We start from the raw sequence: 15,086 nt of genomic DNA, 5'->3' as shown, positions 1-15,086 counted from the left end.
CTGCCGCTGTCGTCGTGGCGCTTCCGTGGTGAACCTGGCCCATAGCGCTTCCTTCCACTCTCGTGAAAATAATGCACCATCAAATCCTGGGACTAAACATCTATTGAAAAAACTGGAAGTTAAGCTTCCCCGGGGCTGGCGTCTGTATAAAAGGCGCTGCATGTCTGGAAAACTGAAAGACAGGCGAGGCACACGCAACCGTATACGGACGATGCGCTCATGCATTCCATGTCCGCAATCTACATTGCGGCAAGCTGCATTTTCTATTTTAAAGAATGAGTCCGGACCCAAGCCGCGTCAATTGGAAGGGAGTGCCTGAAGAACGATTGGACGGCTATTTTAAATCGCTTGGGATTTTCAAAATTTTTGGCGAACCCTGAAGGTTCCTGTTATGCAGGCATTAATAAATTCTTAAAATATACTCAATGTATTTTGGTTCTGAACACACGGTCCAGAAAAATAGCCGTAATCGCAAAATTTGATTCTGGCGCAACATAATGATGCTGAACGTGATGTTTCTTTATGGAACGCAGGACCGGCAGCCGCATGGGAAACTGATGGCAGGCATAATGCACTACGTCATAAATGACATATCCCATGATAAAGCCAGCAACAAAGCATCCACCGTTGCCCATGCCGCCGATCATGACCCCGCCTGCCCACAGTAGTCCGGCCAGCGGGATGGAAAGCCCCAGCGGCATGAGGTTGCGCAGCGGGTGATTCGGCTGAACATGGTGGTTGCCATGCAGCATGAAGATCAGCGCCTGTCCAATGCGGGAACGAAGCTGCAGGTGGAAAAGAAAACGGTGGGTGAAATATTCGACCACGAACCACACGGCAAAACCACTGCCGGTCGCCAGCAGGAATGCGCCATAGGAATGGCTGGCCTTTCCCCCTACAATGAGCAGGACAAGCAACAGCGCACTCCAGACCAATACGAAGGTCCGGAAAGAAATTTGCGTCAGACGCTCAAGAATCTCGTTCTGAAACAGACGAACGGGAGCCTCATTATGTGATCGGGACGGGCGCTTCATATTCCCATTTTCCGTTTTCAGTCTTTTATTTTAGACGCATTAACAAAACTCTACAAGCCGGGGTATTAATGCGGACCATATCAATATCATGCTTTCTTTAGCCCCTTATGGCAGGACATACCATTCCTTCCTGCGGGACTATATGGAAAAAAACACCATCATCTTAACGGGACGCAGACAGGTGCACAGAGTTGCATTGTAGCCGCACTTCCTTCCAATCCCGTCATATTTCTACCGTCCTGAGGCCGTTTAGGGATTTTGCCCCGCTCTCTCCGGGCATTCCTTACCCGTGTGGGTTGATACCCGCAATAGAAGCCGGGGCGGGTCGGTATCATCATTTGCATGGGGGATTGCGGAACTGCGTATTGGCAGACTATATCGGCCTGCCGCCTTTCCTCATCACGCCTATGCTCCATGACCTTTCTCCATCGAAGGCTTCCGATCGCGGGGATCAAGAATGTGACGTGGAGGATGTCAGTTACAGCTTTCTGCGTCGCCATACAGTCATCGTTCCAGTGCGCGGGCTTCGATCAGACCATGAAGGCCTGCAGGAGAAATATCCTGTGCGGATAAAGCGTTTTTATGGCCGGAAAGAGGAAAATCCACGACAACGAAAGGCGTATGCCGCGCCCCGCCGGGAACAACCGAACCGGGGATGGACGGGCGATGATCCCCAAAAAATACCAGCGTGGCCTTACAGGCCCGCTCCTGAAAACCCTTCATCAGCGTGGCCAGCATCTGATCGCTGCCCTGTAAATGGCGCAGGTAATGGGCCACACCCTCGCCTTTCCCGTTTGGCCAGGGACCGTGATTTTCCATGGTCACGGCATATACGAACAGGGGTTCCGCTCCCTCCGCATCGACCAGCCGAAGGATCGCATCCGCAACATCACAGTCCTGCGTGTAGGGCATACTGGCGGACGCAGCATGAGCGAAGGCATCATCGCCGATCAGGCGCTCGAAACCGATGGCGGGCATAAGGCGGTCCCGACCGTAAAACCCCAGATCGTGCGGATGGACGAACACGCTGCGGTATCCTGCCGCACCCAGTCGGTATGGCAATGCGAATTCCTTCTCCCGCGCAGCGGTCAGAAACGGGTCGAAATAACGGAAACCAAGTTGTGCTTCCGTGCGTCCAAACAGCACGCCATATTCCGTACGCATTGTATAGGCACCAAAACCACTGACCTGTAGCGCGCCCCATGCGGATGCAGCTGCCTGCGCGCTCCGCAGGCCACTCATGGTCGGGAGGGCAGTTTCGCTCAGGCCAAGAGTGTACGGGTCAGCAAAGGATTCACACTGCACCACCACCACCACATCCCGCGCGGGTCTGGTCGTGGATGGCACCGGTGGTAGTGGAGCACAATCAGGCTCCGCCTGCCAGCGACGCCAGTAAAGATAAAGCGAACCGATCAGCCCCAGACGGCCAATATCCTTACTGATATTCGGCGCCGGTGCCCAGCGTGACGCGGGCACGACCCGCAGCCCAAGGGACGCCGCGACCACCATGCACAGCCCGGTGATCCGCGTGCCCGGTCGCAGCCCCTCAACGGAGACATAAATAAACAGGGCGGGAACAATCAGCACGATTGCAACCACCGCCACCCGCGCGAGCGGAGGAATGGAAAACAGATAAAATTTCGGATTGCGCAGGAAACTTTGCGCCACAACCACATCGCTGAACAGCAGCGGCTCACCCAGAAGCGACCATTTTATGTTGGAGGCCACAACCCCCACCACAGCCAGCAGTACCATGACACAGCCCGACAGCCACGCCGAGCCGGAAAGAAAGGCACACAGACCATAGATCTGCCCCATGATCAGACCATGGATGACAAAGCGGGCATATGACCGCCCCACCTGAACAGATGGCCGCGTCAGGCGTTCTGTCAGGAAGGTTATAAAAAACGCCGTCCCGAAAACTGCCACAGGAAATCCAAAGTTTGATGCGATGTTCATTCCAACCTGCTTTTCCAACCCATCCTACAGGCAGAACATGCCCCATACCATCCAGCCCGCCGCACTTCGCTTACCCGGCATGAAAGGACATAAACAGTGGATACGGCACAATGACCCTTCTCTTTTGATTTTCTGAATATATAACGTGTCGGCTGATGCAGGCACCCCAGATGCCGCATCGCCATAATATTGACAATCAGGAAGACAGATACACGGACTGATGAAACAAGAATAATGAGAAATGGAATTATGCCCCCCCTCTTACGGTCCCCCCCAATGCGCAGGGGTATGCCTTCCCTTTCTGTCAGCCGTTCTTCCTGTCATCCCGCAGACCTTACCGCTACACTTGCTCCCGACGATGAAGATACTGCAAATCTGATCGTAAGCGGACGTGTTGGTGGGGCATTCTGGGGTCCAGCGCCGCATGTAACGCGGCCCATCGTGATATGCGATGGCCATCTTCCCGCAGCGGACCAGAAGCTGGCCTCCCGCCTTCTGTCATGGGCGCTACGGCACTATCCATCTGAAAGTATACTGCTGGTTGTCCGTCATCCCCACGGCTCAGCCGTAAGGATTGCACGATGCCACGGCGTGGCCGTCACAGATGCGCAGGTCGATCCGCATGCCCTGCTGGATGGCGCGCGCGAAGTGCATTGCACAGGGCCGCATGATCTGGCCGATCTGGCCGCCATGCGTGGCCTGCCAGTTCTCGTACATAGGGAAACCGGCGCTCTCCCCACCGTCTGGACACGATCAGATGCCTGCCTCCGCCTGATCCGGGGCACGCGGTATATCGACCCCTATACCGGAAAGCCGATCGGATGCCGCGAGGCCATCGCAATCCTTACGCTATGGCGTCGCACGATCCTGTCCAACCGACAGGTCGCGGCCTGCGCGGGCATGTCCCTGTGGAAACGGCGCAGGATTGCCGAATTCCTGACTACAGCCCCCGGTTCACCACCCTTTATCCGTTATCCCAGTGCGCTTCGGCGCATTAAGCGTTCCCGATCCGGCCACGATACACAGGGTGTCGCCGTGTGGGCCACGCGCATTCCGCAGGGGCTGGAAGCAGCAGCCCGTACTGCCGGGCTAGAAATCTGGCGGGTGGAAGACGGGTTCATACGGTCCGTTGGTCTGGGCAGTGGATTACAGGTACCGTGTTCCATTTTTCTCGACCGGCGGGGAATTTATTACGATCCGTCCCGCCCCAGCGACCTTGAGCATATACTGGCGACCCACCCCTTCGACGACACGCTGCGTGAACGGGCACGGAAACTGATCGACCTGGTGGTCGCAGGTGGCATTTCCAAATACGGTGTCGATACGGATGGGGCATTACCCGAACGGGGGGATACGCCCGTCGGCAGGCGTCCCGTCATTCTGGTGCCCGGTCAGGTCAGTGATGATATGTCGGTCCTGCTGGGTGGAGGGACCATTACCAGCAATATGGATCTGCTTCGCGCCGTCCGCGCCCGGAATCCGGACGCTGTCGTCATCTACAGGCCTCACCCTGACGTGAATGCAGGGCATCGCGCGGGGGCATTGAATGACGCGGAAGTAAGGCAATATGCTGACCAGATCAGTCGCGGCGGCTCCGTTATCTCCCTTCTGTCGAAGGTGGATGCGGTTCATACGCTGACATCCCTCGCCGGGTTCGAGGCCCTGCTGCGTGGGGTACAGGTCGTTACTTATGGCGTGCCATTTTATGCCGGATGGGGACTTACCACAGATCTGGGGCCGGTTCCCCATACGCGTCGGCATCGCAGCCTTACGCTGGAAGAACTTGTCGCGGGCACACTACTCCTTTATCCGTCATATATTGACCCGCTAACCCGCCTGCCGTGCGAACCTGAAATGCTTATTGACAGAATCCAGGATGCACGGTTGTGGCGTCCCACTTTACTAATGCGTGCGCGCGAAATACAGGGGCGGGTCAGGCGCAGGCTTGGCCAGATGAAAACGGAACGGGTTACCCCTGTTGCAGGTGAGAAACAAAATACAAAAAGGGCAAACCCTGATGCATGATCCTTTCGTCAGGAAAGAGACATCACCCAGGCGGTTTCTTCTGCTTCAGGGACTGATGGGGCCTTTCTTCCGCATGGTCGGGATCGCGCTGCGTAAAAGCGGGCATGAGGTTTACAAGATCAATTTCAATGGGGGCGACCAGCTATTCTGGCGCCTGCCCCATGGTATTGATTATACAGGCGACGGACAGCACTGGCCTGTCTTTCTGGAAGACGTAATCAACCGCCACCAGATTACGGACGTCATGCTGTTCGGGGATTGCCGCCCGATGCATAAGGCCGCGATTGAATTCTGCGGCCAGCGCCACATTCCGGTCCATGTATTCGAGGAAGGCTATATCCGCCCTGACTGGGTCACGTTGGAAGTGGACGGGGTGAACGGCAATTCCAGCCTGCCGCGTGACCCTGCGTGGTACAGGGCGGAGGCGGCCCGTCTGCCACCCGCACCAGTACACAATACGGTTCCCTCATCCTTCCGCAGGCGCGCACTGGAAGCTGTAGCCTATAATGCTGCTGACATCCTGACCCGGTGGTATTTCCACAAATGGAATGACTACCGTCCCTGGCATCCATGGACCGAAGGGATCGGCTGGCTCAAGCGCCTGCGTAACCGCAAGGCTGCTGAAATCCTGACACAGGAAATCATGCAGCATATTACCGATAGCGGTCACCCCTACATGCTGTTTCCGTTGCAGCTTGATGCGGATGCACAGGTACGTCTCCATTCATCGTTTGCGGGCATGGAACCCGCGATCCGGCGTGTCATCAGTTCCTTCGCGGCCCATGCACCATCTGATACCGTCCTGCTGATCAAGGAACATCCCCTTGATAACGGCGTGCGGGACTGGCGCAGCCTGATCAATGATATCGCCCGCGAACATAAGGTAGGCGACCGGGTTTTCTACATTGAGACGGGCGACATCGCCCTGCTGGTGCAAAAAGCACGGGGTGTCGTCACCATCAACAGCACAACGGGCACGCTGGCGCTTGCCTGTGGCGTGCCGGTGCTGGCGATGGGACAGGCCGTATACAACATTCCCGACGTAACCGATCAGTGCGACCTGGATACGTTCTGGGTATCTCCCACACCGCCCGACAAGGCGACCTATGATGCTTTCCGCCGGGTGCTGATTGACCGCTGCCTGATCCCCGGCGGCTTCTTCTCCGAACAGGGCCTGAAACAGCTGATACAGGGCGTGCTTGAGCGGATCAGCCGCAGTCCGGCTCCCGAACGGATCGCATCGGAAACCGTCGCCAGCGGCACACCGCACTTCAGGCTCCACCTTCCCACCCGGAAACCGTCGCGCGCAAGCCAGCCTACTGTCGTGACCCACGACCGGGTATGAATATTTTGTCAGGTCGTATGCCACAGATTTTTATGGATGTTTCGCGGCTGCTTTCGCGTGCCGGTAATCCCGTACCCACAGGTATCGATCGGGTTGAGGTGGAATATGTCCGCTATCTGCTGCGCCACGCAGCAGAGCGGACCATTTTTACCGCGATCCACCCACTGGGACATATCGGGCTGCTGCAGCGCGATGAGGTCATTGCATTCATCGATCAGATGGAAGCGGTATGGAACGGCGAAAAAGTATCGCCCCGCACCACAAAATGGACGGCCCGGCACCTGACCTTTGTCAGGACGCTGGCCTCAGGCTCCGCAGTGCAACCGGGCGGCATATACCTGCTGGTATCCCATCATCACCTGACACGTCCTGACTCCATTGCGCGCTTCCTGCGCCGTCACAGGGCCGTATTCGTATCGATGGTGCACGACCTGATTCCCATCGAATTTCCTGAATACGCACGACCTGCCGAACCGGAGCGTCATCTGCGCCGCATCACCACCGTTACGGATCTGGCCGATGGTGTCATTGTGCCATCCAAGGCAGTCGAAGCCTCCCTTGCCCCCTTCATCGCCCGGTCGGGACGGAAGATAACGGTAAAAACCATTCCGCACGGCCTGCACCTGCATGCAATGCGCGAAGAGACCGTAACCATGCCCCGCACATCGCAGGACCAGCGGCCCTACTTCGTTTCCCTTGGCACCATCGAACCCCGGAAAAACCATCTTCTGCTCCTCAACCAGTGGCGGAACATGGTTCAAGAACTGGGGGAGCACGCGCCGCAACTGATACTGGTCGGACGTCGGGGCTGGGAAAACGAAAACGTCCTCGACATGCTGGAGCGCTGTCCGGCCCTTCAGGGTCATGTTATCGAACATAATGACCTGTCAGATCCACAGGTTGTCGCCCTGCTGCGCCGTTCGCAGGGACTGCTGTTCCCCTCCTTTGCGGAAGGTTTTGGCCTGCCTCTGGCTGAAGCCCTGATGCTGGGTGTTCCCTGCATATGCAGCGACCTGCCCGTTTTCAGGGAAGTTGCGGGGGATGTGGCACTTTATCTGGATCCCACCAATGGACCGGCATGGCAGACAGCCATCATGGACCAGATGCCCGACCGCCATCCCAAAAGACCCGGTCCCGCAGATATTGCACCACTCGGTTTCGCCGACTGGCCCGTCCGCGCGGCCGAAGGCGTTGCTTTTGCGGATGCCATTGCGACTGAACATCACATATCGGGTTGAGGGCTGCCTGGATATTCCCTGCCTGCCGGGAGCAACGATATACTGGTGGCGGATTTTCTGGATAAAACTGAAGAAATTGCAGGAAATCAGATTCAGGAAAGTAACAAAATCTGGCAGCCGCCGGGAGGGCAGAGTATCACAGCCTGTATCCGCCGAAAAAACCGGCAATCAAGGTCTGATTGCCACTGGCATCTGCATAACAGGAGCCATCACATCAAAAATATGTTCCGAACGCTAAAGAACTGCCAACGTCCTGCAACCCCGATATGGATTGCTGCGCTTACACATTCACAGCGCAATCCATATCACAGCACGCTGCATCTCCTGTCTTAAAGCGTATGGCCTGAACCGGAATCGTAAGTAGATTCTTCAGCCGGAGCCATTCATTTTTTGAGGGGGTTACCCTGTGCATATGGCCAGTTTAAATAGAATCTGATAAAAGGTCTGACCTTCAATTCTCAGCTTTCATATCTGTAGGCATGTAGGTGCGCCTTGCGGGTCTGATATCGGCTCTACCATAACTTTTATCTGCGGTGTCCCATTGACCATCTTCTGTCTGTTGAAAAAATTGGGTCCAATACAATCTCCTGCCCTGAAGAGAGGATGCCTTGTCGCAATCGGGGGGGGATTGTTGCTTCTGGCGGGATGCAATTCGCTGCCAGACAGCGGTCCAACAGAAGCTCAGGTTAAACATTCGCAGCGTGACCCGAAAAAAAATAACCTTGGTTATGGCATCGTTCAGATTAGCCCCGAACTGGTAGCTTTGCTACAAAGTAAGGCTCCTCCACTTTTCAGCAGTTTCGACGTCGAAACTGCTGGGAGCGCCTCTCATGCCAGTAATGATACGGTTGGCCCTGGGGATGTCCTGCAAATATCCATATATGAAGTCGGCAGTGCGATTTTCAGTCCCAGCAGCGCGACGATGGCTGCATCTACTGCAGGGGGCACCAATGCGATGCCCACTTCGTCTACCGCTTCCAGTCTGCCACCTGTCAATGTGGATGGAAGCGGCAACATCGAAATTCCTTTTGCCGGTCAGATCCATGTTACGGGAATGACTACCAATGATGTCTCTCTGGCCATCGCAGCCAAGCTCAGGCAGAAATCAATGGCGCCGCAGGTCGTGGTGCGTATTGTCTCTGATATTGCCAATTCAGTTATGGTTTACGGGGGCGTCAGGCATCCCAGCCGTATAACCCTGACACCGAATCAGGAGCGGATTCTGGATGTTATCGCTCTCGCCGGCGGAGAAGATCATACATCCCAATCGGATGAAGATTACACTGTCAGGCTGATACGCAATGAGCAGGTTGCCGAACTGCCCCTTAAAACCATAGAAAACGACCCGCAGCAGAATATTGTCATGCAGCCGGGCGACCGGGTGCAACTTGTCTTTCAGCCGCGTAGCTACACGGTTTTTGGTGCGAGCGGACAGGTTACCCAGACCCAGTTTTCAACGCCGACACTGACCATGGCCGAGGCCATCTCACGTGTGGGTGGTCCAATAGATTCCCGGGCAGACCCAAACGCGGTTTATCTGTTCCGTTTTGAAAGTGCTGATGTCTTGCGTCATCTGGGCATGCCCATTGATGAAAACGCAACTACTGGGCCAGTTATCTATCAACTCGACATGATGAATCCTAGTAATTATTTTCTGGCAGATAAATTCATGATGCGTGACCGGGATCTACTGTACGTCGCCAATTCTTCAAGTAATAAATTTTATAAATTCTTCGGATTAATCAGTACTCTTGTTTCGCCAGGCATTACAGCGGCTTGGATAGCAAAATAATGAGTAGGCGCCAGGAATATAAGGTTTTTATGAGGATGTATGTAATGCCCTGTATGGGTGATCATATCCTTGGAAAAGCTCTGCCCAATATCCTCTCCTGCGTTTTTGACCGGAACGATGCTCCATGAATATCGACATACACACTCATGATGGTGAAGATCAGTATCAGGAGGACTCCCTGCTGACCAAGATATTAAACTGGTTTCGGGGGCATATATACTTTGTTATATTCGTTCTGGGCCCAACGTTCATAACATTCCTTTATTTATCGCTCATAGCAACACCGCAGTACATATCTGAAGCGCATTTCGTAGTGCGTGGGCATTCAGCCCAGTCGGGTATATCCCTGAGCAGTATTCTGCAATCCAGTAGCGGGGGGAGCGGCTCCACGTCTGAAAATACGTATGTAGTTCAGGATTATATGCAATCACGTGATGCGGCTGAACTGCTTATCAAGCAAAATAAATTGCTGGATGTGTATTCTCGCCCTGAGGCGGATTTTCTGGCGCGGTACCCATTTTTTCTTTTTCAAAGAAACTTTGAGCATTTTTATAATTATTACAAAAGACATGTCCTGGTTGAACAGGATTCGGAAACCAATATTTCTATTCTGACGGTTCGTACTTTCCGTGCAGAGGATTCTCAAAAAATTGCCCGAGCTTTGTTGGACGCTGGCGAGAACCTTGTAAACGATATTAACCAACGTCAGAGGGAAAACCTGATTCGTGCAACTAGCGCAGAAGTGAAGACAGCTGAATCCAAGCTGCGCGATCTTAACCAGAAGCTGGCTGAATATCGTAATGTTGTTGCTTTAATTGATCCCATGCGGCAATCTGGCCCCATGGTTGGTTTTGTTACCAGTCTTCAGAATATGCTGACATCTACCCAGATGCAGTTGAATCAGCTACGCGAGGCTGCTCCCAATAGCCCCTTGATATCTGCTTACCAGCATCAGGCCGATGTCCTGTCTGAGCAGATCAAGAAATCAGGAAGTGAGATTACAGGGTCCGATACATCCCTCGTGCCCAAGATTACCGGGTATGAAGACCTTATGGTACAACGGGACATCCAGCAGCGGATTTTGCTCAGTAATGTTGCATCGCTTGAAGGAGCTAAGCAGCAGGCAAACCAGCAGATGATCTACGTTGATGAGGTCGCTCAGCCAAATGCTGCTGACTGGCCCGAATATCCTCGCAATATCGTTGTGCTTGTCATTGTCTTTTTTTCCTGTCTGGGACTTTTTGTTATGGGTCGTCTGCTTATTGCCGGTGCACAGGAACGCCACCTCCGGTGATTATGTGTAATCTATGATTCGTCCTGAATATTCGCTGAATAGGCAGGCCTTCTGCCTTTCAGTTTTTTGAGGAAAAAATCCTGACATGTTGCGTTGTATTGATATTGTTAAAGATTATCATGTAGACGGGCAGACAAGGCGAATTCTTGATCACGTCAGTTTCCAGGTTGAGCGCGGAGAAAAGCTAGGAATTCTCGGAAGGAATGGCGCGGGTAAGTCAACACTCATTAAGATTCTTGGAGGTGTTGAACTGAGTACTTCCGGTCGGGTTCAACGCAATATGTCAGTTTCCTGGCCCCTTGCATTTGGAGGTGCCTTCCAAGGAAGCTTAAGTGGGCTGGATAATCTACGATTTATTTGTCGAATCTATAATCTTGATTATAAAAAAACCCGTAAATACGTTGATGATTTCTCGGAACTTGGGAAACAATTAATGGATCCAGTCAAGACGTATTCTTCAGGAATGCGGGCTCGGTTGGCATTCGCTCTTTCTGTAGTTATTGAATTTGATTGCTATCTTATTGATGAAGTCATCATGGTGGGCGATGCTCGCTTTTTTGAACGCTGTCGGGACGAACTCTTTATCAAGCGTGCCGATCGTGCCCTTATTATTGTCTCACATGATATGAACTTTATTAAAGAGATATGTGATAAAAGTGCAGTAATTCATAATCGAAAAATGATAGAATGCCCAAGTGTGCAGGATGGTATTGATTTATATCATTCCTTATAAATAAAATATAAAAGTAATTCCCATAATTTTAGAATCGTGGCCGATTTGTTGAACTGTTTAGACGCTCCACGATGGGTAATTCACAGGTTTGTAGAAGGTCAAGCCTGTGGGCAGCCTATTTTTTACTATAAAAAAGTCAGATGATACGGATTGAGTTGTTTTTTGCAGGCGTATGGCCGCACGAGGACGATCGTCACATGCAGTGGGACCATGTATGTGATTCGTAATGGGCGGAAGATGATACGGGAGCATATGAACTGCACAAGACCTTATACAACCGGTTTATCAGCTGGAGCCGTGGCTTTCGTCCAAGCATTCTACATCCGCGCAGAGTTCCGGTAGTCGCCTGTCCCAAATGGGTTTATGAGCATCGGCATCTGCTTTGAAATCTATGGGCAAAGGGTTCAAGGGATGGCGGGCTGTCGCGCTCCCAATAGCGAGAAGATAGACGCCTCCTTCTTCTCCGTCATTCTCATTGCTGCCTCAATAGGTTACATCAAGACCTAACCGGTTTTGGATGCAAAGCTTGCGACTGCTGTATTGTCTATCGTTCGGACAATCTGCGTGTGGTTATGAAATTCTCTTCCCGTTTCGTGAAACAGGGCGTCATCAACCTGATACTAAAACACCAATAACATTTCCAAACAGAATGGAGATGATATAATGGGCGACCACATCATATAGCGCGTTACGTAGGGTTGGCAGGAGATAAGATGAAGAATCTTGTAATTGACTTGGATTATACGATTTGCACACCGTATGAAAATGAAGATCAGGTCGAAGATCCTGCTTTAAAATATAGCCAAGCCGCCCCCATTCCAGATGTTATAAAAAAAATATGTGAATATAAGAAAAACGGATTTCATATTACCATCCACACAAGCCGTAATATGCGGACATACAATGGTGATGTCTCGGCCATCATAAAGAACACTTTGCCCATTATCACGGAATGGCTCGAGAGGCATAAAGTGCCTTATGATGCAATCGTCGTTGGTAAGCCCTGGTGTGGAAATGATGGGTTTTATGTGGACGACAAAGCGATTCGTCCGTCTGAGTTTCGTGATCTAAGCTACGATCAGATTACAGAACTTCTCAATAAAGAGAAAATATAATGAGCAGCGCTTACTTTATCATTTTGAGCGGGGCATATATCTGCCCGGAACTGGTTGCAGAATTTGGAAATCTTCCACCTGCGTTTCTTCCTAATGGCGGTCGTCGTCTTTACGAAGACCAGTTGAAGCAGGCAGTCGCTCTGAATGCGCAGCCCATTATTGTGCTGCCTGATAATTATCCTCTGCCGCATTATGATATGGAGCGTATTGAAGCTGCCAATATCCATATTGAACGGGTTCCGCCGACGGCATCCATCTTGGAAAGTCTGTCGCAGGGACTTGCTTCTGTAGAGAAGGGTAGTTCTGTATATGTGCTATTTGGCGATACGCTGATCGAAAGCGCGTCGCCTTGGCCGGAAAATGGCTTTGCCGCTGGCGGTACGCATCATCTTGCTCGGTGGAGCGAGTTTGAAGTTAAAGATGGTCAGTGCGTTTTCTACGAGTATCAGCGCGACAGCGAACGGACCACCGATATCGTTGCTGGCTTCTTCAATTTCCATAACGGCGACGCGTTCAAGGGGCTTGTCCAGTCGAACCTGGTGCATAAGCGGAGCTTCATTGAAGTTCTGAATGAATATGCCCAGAAAAATACGCTTGAGCCCATATACGACATAACGTGGCTGGATTTTGGCCATCTTTATACCTACCATCAGTCCCGTTGCCGTGAACTGCTGGCCCGGTCCTTTAACAGCATCGTGAGTGATGGCTGCTCGGTAGTCAAAACGGGAACTCCCGAACGTAAAATTTTTGCGGAAGCAGAATGGTTCAGGAATCTGCCTCCCAAGCTACGTCCCTATACGCCGCATTTCATTGATGCCGGCCTTGCGGAAACGTATAGCTATGAACTGGAATATCTATATTTTCCCCTGATATCCGAACTCTTCTGCTTTGGGCGACTTCCTGGCCATACATGGGAACTGATCCTGGGCAACTGCATGGATTTCCTTGGGAAAATGCAGTCCATCCGCCCCAAGGCTTTTGAAATCGGTGATAATTATCCTGCGATCTTCTTTAACGATATGATCCAGGGAAAGACAGGTAAGCGACTGGAAACCTTTGCACGGGACAACGACATCTCCCTGACAAAGGAATGGCGTTACAATGGCAAGGCTGCACCTTCATTGCAGGCACTTGGTGAAGAACTGATCGCGGCCATTCCGCCCACCACGCAGGAAGACATCACCATGTGGCATGGTGATTTCCACTTCGGAAATATTTTCTATAATTTCCGCTCAAACCGCGTCAACGTGGTAGATCCGCGGGGCATGTTGTCAAATGGCACCCTTACCATGTTCGGGGATGCACGCTACGACATTTCCAAGCTTGGGCATTCCATATTCGGGTTTTATGATTTCCTGATCGCAGACAGGTTTGATCTGCAATCTTCCGATTATAACCTGGATCTGAGTTTCGGCTCAGACCCGGCGCGCGAACATCTGTTGAATCTCTATAAAAATACGCGTGTGGGAAAATATGCCTGCATGGACCGTTCGGCCATCGCGATGACAGCGTTGCTGTTCCTGAGCATGCTGCCACTCCATACAACCAACAAGAAGCGCCAGAAAGCGATACTCGCCAACGCATTCAGACTGAAAGAGATGATGGAGACAAGCGCGTGATTATTTTTCCTATGGTCGGGATGAGCCGTCGTTTTCGTGAAGCCGGATATGCCAAGCCCAAGTATATGCTACCGCTTGGCCAGCATACCTGTTTTGATTATTCCGTGATGGGATTCATCAAGGCCGCTCAGGACGATACCCTTACTTTTGTCATGCGCCGGGATTTTGATACGCCAGATTTTGTTCGTCAGCGTCTGGATGCCCTTGGAGTGACCAATGCACGCCTCGTTATCCTTGATGAAATGACGGCAGGGCAGGCGGAAACGGTTGAACGTGGCATTGATGGTATCACGGATGCTGGCCCCAACGGCATGACTATTTTTAACATAGATACTTTCCGCCCTGGTTTTACGTTTCCTGCGCAGCTTCACCAGAAAGATGGTTATCTGGAAACCTTCGTAGGCGAAGGCGATAACTGGTCGTTTGTCGAACCCGATGGCAGCGATCAGAATCGCGTTATCCGCACTACTGAAAAAGAGCCGATTTCGCGCTTTTGCTGCACGGGGCTTTATCAGTTTGCCCAGGTTGATGCTTTCCGTTGGGCCTTGAACGAAGAACGGAAAAATCCGAGCAAGAACGAACTGTATGTAGCTCCGATCTATAACCACCTGATCAAAGCAGGGAAAGAAATCGGATATACCGTTGTTCCTAAGGAAGACGTTATATTCTGTGGCGTGCCTGCGGAATATGAAGCTCTGATTGCAGATGGTGGCGAAAAATTAGCTAACATCTTTGCTTCAAACTGAATGGACTACGCTTGTTAATTTAATACATACGTTAATATTTGATTCTGGAGATTTTTTTGTCTGCCGAATTTATTATTAAAGAGCTAGCAGCCTGTCGGGTTGGGCATTTTGCGGCTGATAACGCCGAGGCTGACCCGGCTTATGCTGCCTGAAGCCGTGCCATTCTTTTGCAGTTGTATGCGAGAG

General features: G+C 52.0%; 12 protein-coding genes. 10 read left to right on the top strand and 2 right to left on the bottom strand.

Annotation, left to right across the window (positions count from 1 at the left end):
- On the top strand, window positions 1-319 hold a 319-nt coding region (locus CFR79_RS16050), incomplete at its 5' end, for a hypothetical protein (RefSeq protein WP_220030300.1).
- Window positions 320-422: 103 nt separating this feature from the next.
- Here CFR79_RS16050 and CFR79_RS14285 read toward each other — a convergent pair.
- Together CFR79_RS14285 and CFR79_RS14280 are read right to left on the bottom strand one after the other, a co-directional pair.
- Window positions 423-1,034, bottom strand: coding sequence for a sterol desaturase family protein (locus tag CFR79_RS14285; protein WP_110548340.1), 612 nt, complete (start codon window positions 1,032-1,034; stop codon window positions 423-425).
- A 504-nt stretch (window positions 1,035-1,538) separates the two neighbouring features.
- The gene (locus CFR79_RS14280; RefSeq protein ID WP_181417453.1) at window positions 1,539-2,852 is read right to left on the bottom strand and encodes an LTA synthase family protein; all 1,314 of its coding nucleotides are present in this window, start codon (window positions 2,850-2,852) and stop codon (window positions 1,539-1,541) included.
- 732 nt (window positions 2,853-3,584) lie between these two features.
- On the opposite strand from CFR79_RS14280, the gene CFR79_RS14275 reads away from it, so the two are divergent.
- The 9 genes from CFR79_RS14275 to CFR79_RS14235 all read left to right on the top strand — a co-directional run bounded on the left by CFR79_RS14275 (window position 3,585) and on the right by CFR79_RS14235 (window position 14,900).
- A complete protein-coding gene (locus CFR79_RS14275) occupies window positions 3,585-5,018 on the top strand; it encodes a capsular polysaccharide export protein, LipB/KpsS family (RefSeq protein WP_258373635.1) in 1,434 nt (477 codons plus the stop codon).
- A 55-nt stretch (window positions 5,019-5,073) separates the two neighbouring features.
- Window positions 5,074-6,363, top strand: a complete 1,290-nt coding sequence (locus tag CFR79_RS14270; protein WP_102325299.1) for a capsule biosynthesis protein — start codon at window positions 5,074-5,076, stop codon at window positions 6,361-6,363.
- A gap of 17 nt (window positions 6,364-6,380) precedes the next feature.
- Window positions 6,381-7,601 (top strand): glycosyltransferase family 4 protein, encoded by a 1,221-nt coding sequence (locus CFR79_RS14265; RefSeq protein ID WP_258373634.1) that lies wholly within the window; start codon window positions 6,381-6,383, stop codon window positions 7,599-7,601.
- Between the two features lie 628 nt (window positions 7,602-8,229).
- Window positions 8,230-9,393, top strand: a complete 1,164-nt coding sequence (locus CFR79_RS14260; RefSeq protein ID WP_243705199.1) for a polysaccharide biosynthesis/export family protein — start codon at window positions 8,230-8,232, stop codon at window positions 9,391-9,393.
- A gap of 124 nt (window positions 9,394-9,517) precedes the next feature.
- Complete coding sequence (locus CFR79_RS14255; RefSeq protein WP_110548336.1) at window positions 9,518-10,687, top strand: capsule biosynthesis protein; 1,170 nt, start codon at window positions 9,518-9,520, stop codon at window positions 10,685-10,687.
- A gap of 85 nt (window positions 10,688-10,772) precedes the next feature.
- Window positions 10,773-11,420 (top strand): ABC transporter ATP-binding protein, encoded by a 648-nt coding sequence (locus CFR79_RS14250; protein WP_110548335.1) that lies wholly within the window; start codon window positions 10,773-10,775, stop codon window positions 11,418-11,420.
- 713 nt (window positions 11,421-12,133) lie between these two features.
- The gene (locus CFR79_RS14245; protein ID WP_102325124.1) at window positions 12,134-12,535 is read left to right on the top strand and encodes an HAD-IIIC family phosphatase; all 402 of its coding nucleotides are present in this window, start codon (window positions 12,134-12,136) and stop codon (window positions 12,533-12,535) included.
- Complete coding sequence (locus tag CFR79_RS14240; RefSeq protein ID WP_110548334.1) at window positions 12,535-14,154, top strand: phosphotransferase; 1,620 nt, start codon at window positions 12,535-12,537, stop codon at window positions 14,152-14,154. The genes CFR79_RS14245 and CFR79_RS14240 overlap by 1 nt, the downstream gene beginning before the upstream one ends.
- Window positions 14,151-14,900, top strand: coding sequence for a glycosyltransferase family protein (locus CFR79_RS14235; protein WP_110548333.1), 750 nt, complete (start codon window positions 14,151-14,153; stop codon window positions 14,898-14,900). The genes CFR79_RS14240 and CFR79_RS14235 overlap by 4 nt, the downstream gene beginning before the upstream one ends.
- Window positions 14,901-15,086 lie beyond the last annotated feature (186 nt).

This window comes from Komagataeibacter saccharivorans, from assembly GCF_003207825.1.
Taxonomy (GTDB): Bacteria; Pseudomonadota; Alphaproteobacteria; order Acetobacterales; family Acetobacteraceae; genus Komagataeibacter; species Komagataeibacter saccharivorans.
Note: the sequence above shows the minus strand (reverse complement) of the source record. Positions and strands in the feature narration are given on the sequence as shown.